This window comes from Fervidobacterium sp. (assembly GCF_059913585.1).
The window spans coordinates 147417-164143 of the sequence record NZ_DBOLZL010000006.1 but is presented as its reverse complement, the minus strand read 5'-3'; the positions used below and the strand labels follow the sequence as shown (position 1 = coordinate 164143).

12 protein-coding genes and 1 pseudogene are annotated in these 16727 nt (G+C 35.2%); 9 read left to right on the top strand and 4 right to left on the bottom strand.

Features of this window, described 5'->3' with window-relative positions:
* Positions 1-296 (bottom strand): DDE-type integrase/transposase/recombinase (locus tag AC3M61_RS01400; protein WP_500779147.1); only part of this gene is annotated, 296 nt, incomplete at its 3' end.
* A 123-nt stretch (positions 297-419) separates the two neighbouring features.
* Between AC3M61_RS01400 and AC3M61_RS01395 the strand changes: the two genes are divergently transcribed.
* From AC3M61_RS01395 to AC3M61_RS01380, 4 genes are all read left to right on the top strand, one after another.
* Positions 420-740, top strand: coding sequence for a hypothetical protein (locus tag AC3M61_RS01395; protein ID WP_500779146.1), 321 nt, complete (start codon positions 420-422; stop codon positions 738-740).
* A 43-nt stretch (positions 741-783) separates the two neighbouring features.
* Positions 784-1755 carry a glycosyltransferase family 2 protein gene (locus AC3M61_RS01390; protein ID WP_500779145.1) on the top strand — a complete coding sequence of 324 codons (972 nt, stop codon included), beginning with the start codon at positions 784-786 and terminating at the stop codon, positions 1753-1755.
* A gap of 335 nt (positions 1756-2090) precedes the next feature.
* Positions 2091-3197, top strand: coding sequence for a UDP-galactopyranose mutase (gene glf, locus AC3M61_RS01385; protein ID WP_500779144.1), 1107 nt, complete (start codon positions 2091-2093; stop codon positions 3195-3197).
* A gap of 39 nt (positions 3198-3236) precedes the next feature.
* Complete coding sequence (locus AC3M61_RS01380) at positions 3237-4688, top strand: flippase (RefSeq protein ID WP_500779143.1); 1452 nt, start codon at positions 3237-3239, stop codon at positions 4686-4688.
* A 123-nt stretch (positions 4689-4811) separates the two neighbouring features.
* On the opposite strand, the gene AC3M61_RS01375 is transcribed toward AC3M61_RS01380, so the two are convergent.
* The 3 genes and pseudogenes from AC3M61_RS01375 to AC3M61_RS01365 form a co-directional block, all read right to left on the bottom strand.
* Positions 4812-5000 carry a hypothetical protein gene (locus AC3M61_RS01375; protein ID WP_500779142.1) on the bottom strand — a complete coding sequence of 63 codons (189 nt, stop codon included), beginning with the start codon at positions 4998-5000 and terminating at the stop codon, positions 4812-4814.
* 255 nt (positions 5001-5255) lie between these two features.
* Complete coding sequence (locus AC3M61_RS01370; RefSeq protein WP_500779140.1) at positions 5256-5531, bottom strand: hypothetical protein; 276 nt, start codon at positions 5529-5531, stop codon at positions 5256-5258.
* Positions 5532-5850: 319 nt separating this feature from the next.
* Positions 5851-8180 (bottom strand): annotated as a pseudogene (locus tag AC3M61_RS01365) (AAA family ATPase).
* Positions 8181-8830: 650 nt separating this feature from the next.
* On the opposite strand from AC3M61_RS01365, the gene AC3M61_RS01360 reads away from it, so the two are divergent.
* The 5 genes from AC3M61_RS01360 (at position 8831) to AC3M61_RS01340 (ending at position 16323) form a co-directional block, all read left to right on the top strand.
* Entirely contained in the window at positions 8831-9691 is an 861-nt protein-coding gene (locus tag AC3M61_RS01360; protein ID WP_500779139.1) for a restriction endonuclease, read from the top strand.
* A 287-nt stretch (positions 9692-9978) separates the two neighbouring features.
* Entirely contained in the window at positions 9979-11832 is a 1854-nt protein-coding gene (locus tag AC3M61_RS01355; protein WP_500779138.1) for an ATP-binding protein, read from the top strand.
* Positions 11833-11937: 105 nt separating this feature from the next.
* The gene (locus AC3M61_RS01350) at positions 11938-13296 is read left to right on the top strand and encodes an MBL fold metallo-hydrolase (protein WP_500779137.1); all 1359 of its coding nucleotides are present in this window, start codon (positions 11938-11940) and stop codon (positions 13294-13296) included.
* A 790-nt stretch (positions 13297-14086) separates the two neighbouring features.
* Complete coding sequence (locus tag AC3M61_RS01345; protein ID WP_500779136.1) at positions 14087-14353, top strand: hypothetical protein; 267 nt, start codon at positions 14087-14089, stop codon at positions 14351-14353.
* Between the two features lie 251 nt (positions 14354-14604).
* Positions 14605-16323, top strand: a complete 1719-nt coding sequence (locus tag AC3M61_RS01340; RefSeq protein WP_500779135.1) for an ATP-dependent nuclease — start codon at positions 14605-14607, stop codon at positions 16321-16323.
* The last annotated feature ends 404 nt before the right edge of the window (positions 16324-16727 follow it).

Sequence of the window (16727 nt, the reverse complement as noted above, 5' to 3'; positions counted from 1 at the left end):
AATATCAGTGCACTTTCATATGCCCCAAGTTGTTTTGTAATGAGTTCGATACTTTTGTCTTTGCAATTGCCTAAAAACTTTTCAAGTAGCACTTTTACTTGACCCATGTCACGATACTTTGAGACATGCCAGCAAAGGATAAGGTTAGTATCGTGGTCAACTAATAACCAGACATAATATTTTTGGTCTTTGAATACTACAATAGTTTCGTCAGCATGAACTCTGAAAACATTCTCGTAGATAGAAACATGAGAGACTTTGATATTAAGAGAATCTGCAACAGTACGATAAGACATATTGCGTTTCATATACAAAACGAAAGTTTTTAAGACAATAAAGATAGGGAAACGGAAGTATTTAAAGTAATCAGAAACAAAAGAGACAGGTTCAGGGAGATTAAAAGGGACCCTATCTTTTGTATGACAAGTTCTACAACGGAAGACAACGAAAGAACGATGGGGTTTGTGAATTTCCATAGATTTACCACAAGAAGGGCATTTAGGATAAGGGAAAGAGACCTTTTTGTGCTTATGAGAATGAGAAAGTCTAATAGAATGTTTACAGACTTTGCAAGGGAATTGTTGATTGCCGTATTTGTCGTGACCATTTTTATAGACGTTAGAAGAACGCCATTTAGAACAAGCTGTTCTTTTGGCTTGCATGGTGGAGTATCCCATCTGCGGAGCGGTGTCGAATGTGTTCCCTGTTTAGAAGATAATGTGGTTTTTCAAAAGTTTTAACACTTATAGTTAACATTATTACAAATTGGGGTGAGGTGCTTATATGGAAAGTGTTTGTGCTGTAGTTGTTACGTACAATAGAAAAAACTTACTGATTGAATGCCTGGAGGCACTGAGAACTCAAACAAGACCTGTTCAGGGGATCGTTATCTTAGACAATAATTCGACAGACGGCACGCCTGAACTGCTGCTTGAAAGAGGTTACATTTCAAAGTTGCCGCCAAACGAACTCACAGAACCCTGGGAGCATTTCAGGTTGGTGAGCAACTACTTGGATAAAGAGTCGATAAAGGTTCATTATGTAAGGATGTCAGAAAACACAGGTGGGGCTGGTGGTTTCCATCACGGAGTGCGGATAGCATTCGAAAACAATTACGATTGGATTTGGGTTATGGATGATGATTGCGAACCACAAAAGGAAACATTGGAGCGCTTACTATATAATGCGAACGAAAACATATCTTGCCTCTGCCCGGTCATAGTACATAAGCATTCTGGAGAAGTCGAGTATTACCACCATAAGGTTTTTAACTCTGTGATGGACGATACTCCTGTGCTGAATAGTAAAGATATTGAGGATTTCAGAGGGAAAGTTTTAGAACTTGACGCAAATGCGTTTGGAGGTCCATTAATACGACGTTCTGCAATCGGAATTGCAGGTTTTCCAGAAGCTTCTCTCTTTATTTGGGGCGACGACACGGAGTACACCCACAGAATTAAAAAAAAGGTCGGCAAGGTAGTGCTTGTTGGTTCCTCTATAATGTATCATAAAGACAATCCTTATCAAAAGGTTATAAGTAAGCAACACATTAGCAGAGTATATTATTTTTATCGCAACAGACTATGGTTAATAAAATCCTACGCTAGATACAACTTATTGGCGTATCCATACTGGCTATACCGTTCCATCCGGCACTCTCTCAGTCTTCTGTTGAAGCACAATGCGGGAGTAAGTTCTTTCATCCCGTTGAAAGGCTTTTTTGCAGGAATCTTTAAGACTTACAGAAGAAAGTAGCCAAGATATGATAAAAATCAGTCGAAACAATACACGCTGAGTGAAAAACGAAGTCTTGTTTAAACTTTTATAAGTCTTTTTTCGTTTGTAACCAGGGCAGATTTCCTTTGGTTAAGCACTATTCCGAAAACCTGCTTTGAAAGGTCTCTCATTAATAAGAAATACAGGAAAAATTTCTGCGGTTTCCACAGGATAAAACCGGTAAATCTTCGGTTCGCTATTTAGTGAGAGCACGTTTTTACTATATTATAGAGTTCTAAGAATGCTTTATGGAGTGTAATTTTCTTTTGATTTTTGCATAAAACAAGAAAATATTTGAGGGATGGTGATGTATTTTGCAATTCGAAGTTGTCATAGTTGGTGCAGGATTAGCAGGAGCAACAGCAGCAAGAATTTTGGCAGAATCAGGAAAGAAAGTTCTTGTTGTTGAAAAGCACAAACACATTGCAGGTCATTGCCATGATTACAAAGATGAAAATGGCATTACTGTCCATACGTATGGTCCTCATATCTTCCATACCAACAACAAAAAAGTCTGGGATTTTGTTAACCGCTTTACCGAATTCCACTACTACCAGCACAAAGTCCTCAGCTATGTTGAAGGCAAGCTCATTCCATTTCCAATCAACAGAGACACACTGTGCGAAGTGTTTGGGGTTAATATAGCTACATACGAAGTAGAAGAGTTCTTAGAAAAAGAAGTGAAAAAGTCAAAGTTCAACAAACCGCCAAAGAACTTTAGGGATGTAGTTGTCTCACAAGTTGGGGAAAGGTTATACGAAATGTTTTTCAAAAACTACACGATAAAACAATGGGAAAGAGACCCAGAAGAGCTATCACCAGAGATAGCAAAGAGAATACCGATAAGGACAAATAGGGATGATAGGTACTTTTCTGACAAATACCAAGGTATACCAAAGCAAGGATACACAAAGATGGTAGAGAATATGCTCAATCATGAAAATATAGCAATACTTACAGGAGTGGATTACTTCGAAGTAAAGGATTTATTCAAACCGCAGCTAACAGTATACACAGGGGAGCTTGATAGGTTCTTTGATTATGTATATGGGAAACTTGAATATCGTTCGCTGAGGTTGGAGTTAAAGACATACGATAAAGAATATTACCAACCAGTGGCAGTTGTTAATTATCCGAACGATTACGATTGGACAAGGATAACTGAGTATAAGCACTTTTTGAACGAAAAGAGTGAGAAAACGACGGTATGTTTTGAATACCCTCTTGCGAGTGGGGAGCCGTATTACATAGTGATGACGGAAGATAATATGGAGAAAAGGGAAAAATACATGAGAGAAGTGAAGAAGTTGGAAGAGAGTGGGGAATACATATTTGTAGGAAGGCTTGCGGAATACAAATACTACAACATGGATCAGGTTATTGAGGCGAGTATGCAAAAATTAGAAAACAGGCTTTTGTAATGACTAAAAGTTATTCTCGACTTATGGATGTGACGAGGAATGAGCATAGCAAAAAACTACATATACAACGTTCTACTTCAGATAACAAATATATTAATACCGTTTATCACTACACCATATATAAGTCGTGTCCTTGATCCCAAGGGAATAGGAATTGCATCTTTTACGGGCTCAATAGTGCAATATTTCATACTTATTGCAACACTGGGAACAGGACTGTACGGAAGCCGCGCCATTGCATATGTAAGAGATGATTCAGAGAAGCTCAGAAAGACTTTTTGGAATGTGTTCTACGTAAAGCTACTCGCCGGTCTTTTAGCATTCATCGCTTATTTGTTTTTTGTTGTCTCCTTTACAAAAGAGTATATGCTTGTTTATTTTATACAATCCCTGAATCTCTTTGCTGCAATTATTGATATAACTTACTTTTTTCAAGGTGTGGAGGATTTCAAAAAGATTTCGACAAGAAGCCTTGTAATTAGAATAGCTTCCGCTGTATCAATTTTTCTGTTTATAAAAAAGGAATCAGATTTTGTAATTTATGTTTTGATAACAACCTTAGGCAACCTTATTGGTCAGTTGATTATGTGGTTATATGTCCCGAAAAGTTACTTTGACATTGAAAGGGCTAAATGGAATGATATTTTAGAGCATCTTATCGGAAGCTTTAAGCTTTTCATACCTATGGTTGCCATTCAGATTTATATTGTTTTAGACAAGACAATGGTTGGCTTATTAGCAGGAGAAGAACAGGTTGGTTATTACGACATGGCTCAAAGAATTGTCAAAATGCTGCTTGGGTTAGTTACTTCAATAGGACCAGTAATGTTAGCAAGAATGTCTTCGCTTGTAGCCAGAAAAGAACATGATTCTGTTAATTCTTACACAATAATGGTATTCGATTTTGTTACTTATCTTTCTCTGCTAATAATTAGCATTCTGTTTACAACGATGCCATATTTCGTTCCAATCTTTTTTGGTTCCAAGTTTTTGGCTGTAAAGGACTTAATTTTGATTATAAGTCCGATTATACTTTTCATAAGTTGGAGTAATCTATTTGGTATTCAGATTATGTTGCCTTTTAAGAAAGAAAACGAATTCACTTTGTCGGTTATCACCGGTGCTGTGGTAAATTTTTCATTGAATATGCTATTAATACCAAGATATGCTGCCAAAGGTGCTTCTGTAAGTACTGTTATTGCTGAGTTCTCCGTAACTTTGGCTCAGATAATAATGATAAGAAAGATGATACCTCTTCGCCAAATGTTGAAGACGGTTCCTACACATGTTGTTAGTAGCATTGGAGCACTCTTAGTAACTTACGTGTTGGGGGTTTTAATTAATAACGTAGGTAATCTGGAAAAGACGATTTTAAATGCAGTTCTAGTAACTGTTACGTACGTATTCATCGAGTTTATTCTTGGTAGTAATATTAACAAGTTAGTGATTTCTAAGGTGTTTCATGGTGTATTTCAGAGGATATTGAGGTGATTATTAGTGTGACGCACTTATGTTGGGGAGTTAAGAATCTAACCATGATTGCTATTTTAATGAACTTATATATCTTCTGAGATATTATTTAAACATCATGACATGATAGCCTTACAGTGGTTTTTACCACCCCATCCCAAGCACCCACATTGGTATAGCATTTCTAACAGGCAGGTCGATGTCATCTCGGATGACAAAATCTGCCTGTTTTGGTTTTTTACTTGCTCCTCCGATTTCTAAGCGAATTCCGTTGAAGATTAAATCACCTTTTGTTTCATCTTTTTCAGCAAATAGTGTCCCACGATTTTTCAATGCAAAGACAACAAAAGCCTCTCGGAAGTTTCCTGTTTCGGCTTCCAGAACATTGTAAATAACCGGGTCAGCGAAGAATATCTTTGAGCCTTCTATTGTTTTTTTGCATCTATTAGTGAAGGGTTTCGAAAGCTGCGGCCTTTATTTTTAACTATCAGATAGCTTTGTTTCTTAAACACTATTAGCTGACAGCTTATTTTTGTTTTTACATAAACCATCTTGTGGCTGAAGGTTTTTTGATTAAGTTGCTTTTGATTATTGATTAACTGGTTCTAAAGCGTCTTCTAGAACATAAAATGAATCCGTCTTTTTATTACATTCCTTGCAAAGTGGGACTATGTACCATTTTCTATCACTTGGTTCATCCTTTTGAACATGACCGCCAACTTCGGCTGGGTTCTTACAATTTAAATTTGAACACTTACCAAACTTTCGCCCTTTTCTGGCTTCCCACCATTCTCTCCAGCTGGAATATCCACTTGGAGCAGGTCTTTCAGCTGTGCCTTTTAAGTTACGAACCCTAACTGCCATATGCATACACCTCCTGAAGTTCATAGTTTTTTAACCTTCAGCCACAAGATGTGTTAAGAGCTTATAGAAAGCACGAGAAAAGATGGATGTTTTTGCAAACAATTAAAATATTCCGGGTTCTGTTAGAAGTTACCTAAACTCAACAATACGAGTTCTCTTTTCTAAAGAGATTCGAAAGTGCTGTTCTCAAAGTCATGAACAATCCTTTCTTAAAAAAGCATTCTGGCGTAACTTTTTTCAAAAATAATCGATTTTCAACAGATTTAATTATTCTTTCCATGTCTATGAAACACCATTAAATCAATCTTTTATTTGAGCATCATATTTCTAATCTCTCAGTACTTTCTCCTATTTCACTTAATAAATGTTTCAGGTGATTAGGGTCAGTTGCTTTTAAAAGTTGGAGAATATTTCTACACGCTAATTGAATCTCTCCAAGTAGTCGTTCATCAAAGTCGTGAATTGAGTCGTGGTACAGTGGATGAGATTGGTCTTGTGTGAATGATTCTAATCGATGTATGAGTGTTTTGTCGAGATTTGGGTAGTCTTCAGATAACTTGCGGAGTTTTTCGTGTATATTAACACCACTAAGAGGTACTTTGAAGGAGATGTATGATTCCAAGAATTTTCTTAGGACATTAGGTAGTATATAATCTTCTTCTAAAGATGATGAAGGAGTTTTTGCTTTAGAGTAGATTAATTTGAACAAAAACGTGTATTCAGAATTGTGTTCTAAGAGTAGTTTGTCTGCCATTTCAATATCAGAGACCCTATTTTGATTTCTGAATTTGGAGCGCAGAAAATAGATTGATGCGTCACATCGGGAGTGTTTGAACCAATCTCTTATCAACTTAAAGAATTGATAGTTGTGAGTAAAGATAAAAAGCTGTTTTGGTTTTAATTCTTGAAAGGCTTCTTTAATTAAAGCATATACTCCATACGAATTTTGCGAGTCAAGACTTGATACTGGATCGTCTATTACAACAATACCGTTCTTAGCATCGAAAGTATTTTCTTTTAGCTTTATGAGAAAGTAGATAAGCGAAATGATATTTCTTTCTCCCTCGCTAAGGTTTTGCGCTATTTCTCCGTTACGCAAGATTTTGTAGCCCTCTTCGAAAGGTTCTAAGGAAAGTTCGTTATATCCAAGGAGTAATTTTAGTTTTTTGTTAAACTCTTCTGCCGCTATCTTGTAATTGTTAATCTTTTGAATAATGGTGTTTTTTTCGTTTTCGAGATTTTCCATTTTTTCAGTTTCCTGCTCCATACTTTGTTGTAATTCTAAAAGTTGTTTATTTATTTTATTGTATGTTTCAGCGTGCTTTAAGACAAAGTACTTTTCCAAAGAGTGAGCCGCATTTTGTAATTCTTTGTAGAATTCTTTGGTTGTATTGTTGTTTTTTCTATTAGGATATTTACTTGTTTCAAAATCTCTTCTATTTCGTTTAGCGTTTGATCGAATAGTTTTGAATCAACGCTTATCTTTGTTGAAGGATTCTCTCTTTTTGCTTCAATTTTGTCGCTTAGAGCATTTATCAGTCTCGAGAGCATGTTTGTAGCATCGCTTAATCTTTGATGTAGATTTAGATATTCGGTATGATATTCTAAGTAAAACTCATCCTTTTTGAGATTGAGAGTAGGCGGAACGAATTTTGAAATCTGTCTTTCAACGTTGTCAAGTTTGTGGTAAAAATCTTCAACTTCTTTTGCGAAAGAATTTTCAATTTGTTGCCATCTTTTGTCTGAGATTTCGTTTTTGCAGAAAAGGCATGTCTTTGGTTTGCTCAGGTCTTTGTGAAGTTGGTAGCCTCTTAACAACCATTCTCTGACGCTTTTATCAAGCTTTTTAGAATTTAGAGAAATATCAATTGTTGTTTCCGGTATCTCGGTTTCTAAAATATCTTTAGTTTTTTGTACAAGTTCTTTTATAGGTTTGAGAATCTCTTCTATTTGCAAGGGTTTAATCTCGGCTTTTGGATTTTTTTCCTCTAAAGTGAGCTTCCATTTTCTTATTAAATCTTCATTAGCGTATTTATCCTTGGTTTTGGAAAATTCAGCTAATATCTTCTCTGCATCTTGAGAGTTATAGTTTATGTAATCTTTCGCTCCACCACTAAGTGGTCTTATATTTTTAACCTTTCTAAGTTCGTCTCGTACTTCTTTGGCGGCTTTGGATAAAAGGTTTGATATCTCAGTTTCCACATTTTTGATTTGTTTTTGTACTGTGTCGACAATCTCTTTTTGTCTTTCAATTTTTTCTTCTATGCTTTTTAAATTCATTTTCAGTTGTATCGATTGCTGACCAATCATTAGAATTTTACCTAACTTGCCAGACGTCCATTCTATATTTTCTTCTACGAAGTCTTCATTAAAAACTCGCACTTTATTACTTAATGACCCGGGTGTGTTTCCATTACTAAGAGGCAGAGAAGTCAAATGGTTATTATCACGAAACTCTATGATACACTCAGAATTTTCGGACAGTTTCAGTTTGCCTGGATGACCTTTTTCCAGACAAGCAAAAATACGGCTCAACGTTGTTTTTCCACTCGCATTCCAGCCATAAATTAAATTTACGTTTTTAAATTCTCTAAGATTGTTATTATACCTATCCCACTTGAAGTCTTTAAATATGCCTACGTCCTTCATAGTTCTTATGGATAAGATCATGGCAATAACCTCCCATCTTCTTAATTTACATGGCGTGATTTTTATTGTGAGCGTAAATATAACGTTTATTAAAATGATAAAGATTTCTTTTGAGCAGAATCTGAAATACTATCTGGGGTTTGCATTGTAAGTTTAGTGTTCTGCCATTACTTAAATTTTATCATATAATCGCTACGTTTTTGCAACAAACTAAAAAACATAGCCGTCGTGAGACAGGGATAGAAATTGTTAGTATCTTAATGTTAAAAAAACGACACCCGAAAATGTTAATTATTCTCAGAAAATATTACTGTAAAAGCATTGCTATTTTTTTGCTTGTGTGTGTTATAATAAAAATATATTGTTGTAAAATTATAATATGTTGAAAGTTTTACTACGTACTAAGAAGAAAGTTCATTGATAAAAAATTCACAATACTTTTTTGGAACTTTTACGTAACACCAAATGCTTTTTAGTGAAACTTGCTCTGGCATAAGGCAGGATTCTTGCCATGCATGGAAACTAGCAGAATAGAAAAGTTTAATTTTTTTGCCAGTGGTACTTAAAGAGAGAAGTCAAACCATAGCATTTTAAACTTGGTTCTTTTGAAAATGGTGCTTTTGTGTTGCTTTATTGAAAGAGGTGTTAGAATGCCCAAAAAGGCCTGGAAAGAGTACGAAGAAATTGTGAAATTGATTTACGAAAAACTTGGTGAGCAAAATGGAGTTAAAGTGGTATGTTATGGAAGTAATTGTAGGTTAAAAGGTAAAAGCGGAAATGAATATCAGCTGGATGTGTTAACGGCACATTCTGATGGTCTTCATGAGTATCTTACCTACATTGAGTGTAAGCACTGGGAAAGAGAAGTTGACAAAGACGTTGTTATGAAGGTTTCTTCAATCGTTGAGGACTGTGGGCTTAGCAAAGGTGTTATTGTTTCAAGCTCGGGTTTCACAGCAAGTGCGGAAAGGTATGCAAGGGAAAAAGGTATTGGCCTTGTAATTTTATGTGAGCCCACTGAAAATGATTTGGTAAGCAAAATTGATTGGTTGGAAATAGGATGCAAAGCGTATGTCCGAAGTGTTTCAGCCAGTTTCAAGATTTCTGTTAATTCACCATTTGAGACTAATGTGATTGATCATTCGGAAAATTTTTACATCCGTTTTTTGGATGGTAGCACTGTGAATGTGGGATTGTTTGTAAGCAGTCTTACAGATTCTTACGAGGACCCAAAAGACATAGGCAAATCAGGAGAAATCGAAGTTAAAATGCCAGAAAATACATTTTTGGTCAAAGACGATGGAAGCATTCTTGGAACTATAACCTCTATTACACTAAAAATCGAATGGAAGCAATTAAAGGATAGTACAGTGAGAATAGAATACAAAGACCGTGTCTGGCTCATAATGAAGGCTATTTTTGAGGGCAAGGAGTTCTTTATATCAAAGGATCTTGAAATTAGCGAAAGTCTATTACCTTCTTCGGAAAAGCTTAAGAAGTTGTTTGATTAGGCAAAAGTGTGAGAGTTCATAATTTTTTACAGAGAAACTTTGAATCGATTTCCTTAGCATATACTCTCTCCCTGCTATGTATTTTTGAGCGATGCTTATCTAACTGCGAAACCCTATAAATGTAAACGTAATCATAGATATCTAAAGAGGAGTAAACTCTATAGATATAAAGTTTTGTCACTTGGCAAAAATAAACAGTGATTAACGATGAAAAAAGACCGATAATTTAGAATACTTCATATAACTTTGTGTGCATCATTTTAAAAACGGTAGGGCGGAAGATATTTATGAAAGTTGAGAAGATTATTCTCGAGAATTTCAGAGCATACAAGGGAAGACAGGAAATCGAAGTTGAGGATTTTGTAACTTTTGTTGGAAAGAACGACCAAGGAAGGTCAACAATCCTTGAGGTGCTTGAAATCTTTTTTAATGAGGGAGATTCTATTGTCAAACTCCAGGGAAGTGACATGAACATTGATGCAAGAAATGAGGGCGATAATGTATTTAGGATAGGCGTTGTGTTTTCCGAGGTTCCAGATCAAATCGTGATTGATTCTACTAATCCTACGAGTCTTAAGGAGGAGTACTTACTTAATACTAATGATAAGTTGGAGATTTGGAAAGAATATAGAGAAGATAAATTGAAAAGAACATTTATCAAATGCTATCATCCTTGTAATGATGAGTTAAAAGACCTGATACTTCTTAAGATTGACAAGCTCAAGGATAAAGCAAAAGAACTTGGAATTAAAGATGCGGACATGAGAACTGCTGCTGAGATTAGGAGAAGTATTCGAAATTACGTCGAAGGAAAAGAAAAACTAAAATTTGTGGATACGGAGATTTCGATAGACTCTGACAGTACAAAAGAGATCTGGACCAAAATAAAGGAATACGTGCCTTCATATGCTTTGTTCCAAGCTGATAGAAAAAACCAGGAAGCTGATCCAGAAGTTCAGGACCCGCTAAATACCGCAGTTATTCAAATTCTTAATCGCTCCGACATTAAAGCCAAACTTGAAGAAATAGCAAATGAAGTCATAAATGAAGTGAAAGGTATTGCAGAAAAGACGAAAGAAAAGTTTAAGGAGCTGTCAGAGGATAAAATTGATATAAAGCCAAGCATACCTTCTGTTGAGAGATTAAAATGGAAAGATGTCTTTAAAAATATGGGGTTTGTTACTGACAATGAGATACCTTTGAACAAAAGAGGTAGTGGAGTTAGAAGGTTGATGCTTCTAAGCTTCTTTTTAACACAGGTTGAACATTTAGATGATAAAGGGATGAATGAAACATCAAAAACAGTGATATACGCTATTGAAGAACCAGAAACAGGATTACATCCAGAAAAGCAGATACAGCTTTTGCAAAGTCTTCAGAGACTCTCCGAATCGGGAAGATACCAAGTTTTTATTACAACACATAGCCCTCAATTCATTCGTTTATTACCTCTGAAGTCTATTCGTTACGTCGAAGGAGGTAACGTATTTAGTATAGAAAATAATGAAGAACTCAAGAACAGAATGATAAAAAACATGGGATTGCTACCCAATATTGGAAAGGTAATATGGTGTGTCGAAGGTAAAAACGATGAAATATTCCTGAAACAAATAAACAAATCTATTCCGGAGCTGACGGAAATAATAGACATAGAAAAGGCAATTGATTCAGGACTACTAGCTTTTAACATAATGAATGGAGCAAATTGTGAGGACTATGTGAGTAGATATTTAACGAAGTATACCAATGCCGTTGAGTTTCATTTATATGATAGAGATAGCGACAGGAAATATCAGAACGTTTCAGAACAGGTGAATCGACGTAATGATGGTTCAAAAGCCGTTTTGACCAAAAAAAGAGAAATGGAAAACTACATACCAAGGCATCTTATAGAATCCGAGTTTGGAATAGACCTTAGTGACATTGGTGACTGGGATAATGCAGATATTCCGAAGATAATTTTGGAAAGATACAAAAAAACACTTAATAAAAAAGACATTAAGGAAAGACTTAATGGGAGATTATCTAAGAAGATCACAAAGAAAGATTTGGAGATGACTGGAGCATGGGATGAGATTGTTTCATGGTTCGAGAATATAGCCGAAATGGTTGATAAGTGTACGAATCTAGAAAAAGATTAATCTAATAAAGAGCAACAAGTATTTTGTCTTTTGCTCTTAAGGTATGTCAAAATGTCTGAGTAACCCCGTTGCTTTACGAATACTCCGAGACAGGTGGTAGTAAAAATGAGTATAGAACTTTCTTTCAAGGAAACGTTCCACAGCGTAGGACAGGGATTGTTTTACTCAGCAACTATTGAATGTGACGGTCAAAAAATTTTGATCGTGTATGATTGTGGTTCTGAAAGAATTTTGAGTTTAAGAGATGAAATCAAAAGATTTAAGAGAAGGAATTTCCAAAAGAAGGAGATTGATTTGCTCATAATTTCGCACTTTCATGAAGACCACGTAAATGGGTTGAGAGAACTTCTTGATGAATTTGACGTTCGAAACATTGTAATTCCATATATTCATCCTTTTATAAGACTTGGCTGGGCTTTAAAGTCGAGAACTGCGAATTTATGGTATTACGAATTTCTTGCAAATCCTGTCCGTTTTTTAACAGAATTGTTGACCAAGAACGGTGAAAGAAGGGAATATAAGATCTTTGTTATAAAGGAAAATGGCAAGGAAGGTGTTCCAGAAGATGTAGAATTTTTCTCAGATGGAGAAGTTGGTATTTTGGACAGGCTTAGGAATGTTAGCCGAGAAAGCCTGGAGAGCATGGATTACGATGTTGAAGAACACACAGTAGTAAAAACTTCAGAAGGCTACATTGCACTTGTAGTTAATACAAACTCAATTGGTATGAAACGCATAGTACCTTATTATCTGGCGTTTTACAACTATCATGTTGATATAAAGGAACTCGAAGAATTTTTAAATCGATTTCGAGAAGCGCTGCTTAAAGAAAGTGGAATGAATGGTGAATGTGTTGATTTTGCGAAAATCATCAAGGAGATAGCAAATGATGCAGACTTAAGAAAAAGAGTAAAAGAAGCTTATGAAGAGTCCTTAAAAAGTTTGGGAAATGGACTCGGGAAGCGAATAAATAACACATCACTGATAACCTATATTGGTCCTCACGAAGACCTAAGAATTACATCAACGGCTCGGCTGATTTTTCAATGTTTAATATTCGAAGAAATATGCAGGGGCTTCTGTATGGACTATGGTTTGAGATGCTTTGATAGTTACTGCCTTGGCGGTGCGTCTTTTTTGACGGGCGATATTAACTTGAATCATGACTTGGAAAGCATTGTTAAACATTTCAAAGAAAAGAACATTGACAAAGTTAATTTATTTCTAATTCCTCACCACGGTTCAAAACATAATTGGAATCCTGAAGTTTTTAAAGCTTTTCCAAATGCGTGTATGTTTCCTGTGAGTTATGGAATAAAAAACAAATATAGACATCCTAGCAGAACAGTTGTAAGTTCATTTGGATGCTTCCCTTATCTTCCATGTTTTTCTGCTCATCGTCGATTAATATGTGTGAATGAAGTCTTAAGTTTCGAAAGGAGAGTTAAGCTGACGAGTCTCTGATTTTTTTCATTTAGTGACAGAAATTTTAATTCTTAGATGATACTTTAAAATGAGCTTGTGATTTTTCTAAAACGCTTGACTAAAAAAACGGAAATGGTTGTTGAGTTATCCTTAGGAAACTATGATATTTTTTTGTTATTTAATGAGGATGTGCATTTTAAACTATGCCTTGTCTCGATTTGAAGACGTATTAGTTCAGTTTTAGTGAGTAACTTGCTGTAAAAAGTTTTTCGGAGGGTTAGAGCTACATTGTAAAGAATGGGTAACAAGAACGCTAAATATCTTGCAATTACTTCTGAATTCGTTGAGCTATATATGTCTATTCTTTAATATTGATCATACTTGTGAATTGAGCAGATAAAGTGCAAGACATTTTCGATATCTAATAGTGAAACATGTGGAATAGAAAAACTTAAAACAGAGATGTTACATCTATAATCTTCTCAAAAAAAGAGTCGGTGAGCTCTTTACTGCTCGAAAGTTTTCTTTGCGGTATAAGGTTAAAATAATCATCGGGTATCTTAGCAATTTGTTACTTAACATACAAACTGTGATTTTTCCACGATTTTGTGAAACGGAAACATATTATATATGATGTGCGGTTTGAGAATTAAGTTAACTGTTAGTTTGTCGACAAAAGCAGTCATGGGAGGTGGATTATATGTTCAGAAAAAACCAAAAAGTGTAGTTGATGCTTTAGGTAGTTACAATCATTTTACGAATAACTATGTTCTTCCTCATTGGAGAAACGAGTGAACCGTTAAGCAAGTTAAATAAGATTGAAAACCGAATGGAAGAATTGTATGGTAAACTCAAAAATTTAATTAAAGATCTCGAAGGGATAACCATGAACATTGTTGATGAACAAGTTAAAAAACTCTTTAGAATGAAAGTCTATTCTTCTAAAAGAAAAAGAATGAAAAGAGTATGTTCCTGTGGTGCAAGCAAAAGGTACTTGGACGAAACTGGTAGATTTTACGGGATAGCCTTTTTAGTAGTATCACTGAGTAGTATTTTTGCTGAGATTTCATTTAGTTATGTAACATTCACCATTTGAATGATGTATATGTGAATTTTATTTTGCAGTCTTTGCAAAAGAACTCTTGGTTACCGTATTTATCGTGATCATTTTTATAGACAAAGAACCGCACTTTGGACAAGAAACTGTTAAGTTATTCATATTGGGATACCTCCTTTTGTTAAGAGTTGTTGTGAGGGTGTCCCCTATTTAAAGAATAATGCGGTTTTTGGAGAATTTCAATACTGTTAGTAAACATTATCATTTTTACGTAGGAGGAGGGGTTAGGGATGAAAATCGAGACAGTTAAAGTTCAGAACTACCGAAACCTGGATGGATTAGAAATAGCTCTTCATGAAGAAGTTAACTTCATAATAGGTGAAAACAACTTAGGAAAATCTAATTTTTTAGACCTACTAGATACTATTTTTAATGGGACGAAGTTTTCGCAAAGTGATTTTGCTAACAATAAAAAACCTATCATAGTAGATGTATCACTGAAAGTAACAGAGGAAGAGAGCAGCGCTCTAGGATTGGAAGGAAAGAAGGATATAGTAAAAATTAAAGTTATTCAGAATTCTCCAGATGATAGAATAGAGTTGAAAGATGAATCAAGTGATAAAGACTTAAAATATATGGGTATTAGGCTGGCAAACTTTATAAAATACGATCCTTTAAGAATACCAAAAGACGAACTAAATTTTTATAGAAACAGAGGTGTAGGCAGGTTTTTGTCATATATAGTTCAAAAAGTAATCGCTAACAAAGCTGTTAAAGTTGATGATGTATTTAATCAAAGTGTACTAAATAATCTTATTAATACAATGAATGAATGTTTCAATAAAATCGAACATTTTGTCAGATACGGTATTAAAGCCAGCAAAGATGAAGAAATAAAGCTTGAAGATATTATTTCAGAAGCAGTTATCTTGAAAGATAGCACAGATATTAATATTACTGATGCAGGAGCTGGTTTGCAATTCGTGATTTTGATAATCCTAAGCATACTTGACAAAGTAAAAAAAATTGCAGATGGGTATAAAAGAAGTGACAATCGAAAGAAGGATATCTCAATGATTGTTGCTCTTGATGAGCCAGAAATACATCTGAACCCTTATTTGCAGAGAAGCTTGGTTAAATATTTAAGAAGAATACTTAACAATGAAGATAGTAAATTTAATGAATTGTTAAAAGAGCTATTCGGAATTCACAGCATAAAAGGCCAGCTAATCATTGTGACGCATTCGCCAGGAGTGTTGTTGAATGATTATAAGCACTATATAAGGTTTTATATAGATGATAAGAAAAAACTGTCCTGCGCGTTAGGAACAAAAGTAAATATAGATGATAAAGAGAGAAAACATTTATTAAGAAATATTGCATACGTAAAAGAAGCATTCTTTTCCAAAGCGGTTGTAATAGTCGAAGGAGATTCTGAGTTGGGCTGTGTGCCGGGGTGGATATCAAAGTGTATCGGTGATTTGGATGACCTAGGAATTTCAGTTGTAAAAGCTGACGGAAAGGAGTCAGTAGAACCATTGAAAAAAGTTTTAGACGCGTTCAATATAAAAACTATTGCAATAAAGGACAAAGATGACAATACTAAAACTACAAAAAACGAAAAAGACGGGATTTTTTATACAGATAAAAAAGATCTTGAACATGAACTGGTTGAACACCTCTCTTCCGAAGGCAGGCTTGACCTTCTATTCGAAATAGTAGAGGAGTTTAGTAATAATAAAACAGTAGTCAGTTACGAAAATATAAAGAAAGCAGGTGAAAAATACTCGATAGACGTTGAGAACACGATAAACGATTTTAAAAAGGAGAAAGTAGATTTAGAAACAGTTCGTCGATGCAATGATGAAATTTTGAAAAAGCTTTGGCTATTAGCTTGGCTAAATAACAATAAGCGCATTTCGATATGGCAAGAAATAGGTCAGAGGGTTACTCCGGAATTGGTTCCAAACACATATACAAAAGCGTTTGAGAACCTTAAGCAAAAGTAAGCTCTAAGGGCGAAGTAGATTTCTTAGTTAATTTTTAAGATGTTTCTCCTGCTGTAAAATTTTCTGCGAATATAGAAAAATAAACACATTTCCTTTCTACTTACTTACCATGGCTTCGGTATTATACCGAAGCCATTTCATGTGCGCCCGGCATGAGCGACAGCTTGGCGCTGAAAGTCCGCTATGGGCTTGGTAGTGGGAACGTAAATGTGGCGGGTAAATTACCTACGTACCCAGCTCCTACTCGATTTAATTACACTTAGCATGAGCTACCGTTTATTGGTGACAGTTCACTACATGCAGGGCGAAGAACAGAACCTTAGAAGGCTTTGACTTTTAAAATTTCAAATGACGGCAATCAAAAAACAGAAGATGGTTACCTTGGTGAAAGAAGGGGCGAATTC

Bases quoted from the DNA above. Each gene is read 5' to 3' on its own strand.
- AC3M61_RS01355 (WP_500779138.1), top strand. From the start codon at position 9,979: ATGAAAGTTGAGAAGATTATTCTCGAGAATTTCAGAGCATACAAGGGA.
- AC3M61_RS01340 (WP_500779135.1), top strand. From the start codon at position 14,605: ATGAAAATCGAGACAGTTAAAGTTCAGAACTACCGAAACCTGGATGGA.
- AC3M61_RS01360 (WP_500779139.1), top strand. From the start codon at position 8,831: ATGCCCAAAAAGGCCTGGAAAGAGTACGAAGAAATTGTGAAATTGATT.
- AC3M61_RS01395 (WP_500779146.1), top strand. From the start codon at position 420: ATGACAAGTTCTACAACGGAAGACAACGAAAGAACGATGGGGTTTGTG.
- AC3M61_RS01390 (WP_500779145.1), top strand. From the start codon at position 784: ATGGAAAGTGTTTGTGCTGTAGTTGTTACGTACAATAGAAAAAACTTA.
- AC3M61_RS01370 (WP_500779140.1), bottom strand. From the start codon at position 5,531: ATGGCAGTTAGGGTTCGTAACTTAAAAGGCACAGCTGAAAGACCTGCT.
- AC3M61_RS01350 (WP_500779137.1), top strand. From the start codon at position 11,938: ATGAGTATAGAACTTTCTTTCAAGGAAACGTTCCACAGCGTAGGACAG.
- AC3M61_RS01380 (WP_500779143.1), top strand. From the start codon at position 3,237: ATGAGCATAGCAAAAAACTACATATACAACGTTCTACTTCAGATAACA.
- AC3M61_RS01345 (WP_500779136.1), top strand. From the start codon at position 14,087: ATGGAAGAATTGTATGGTAAACTCAAAAATTTAATTAAAGATCTCGAA.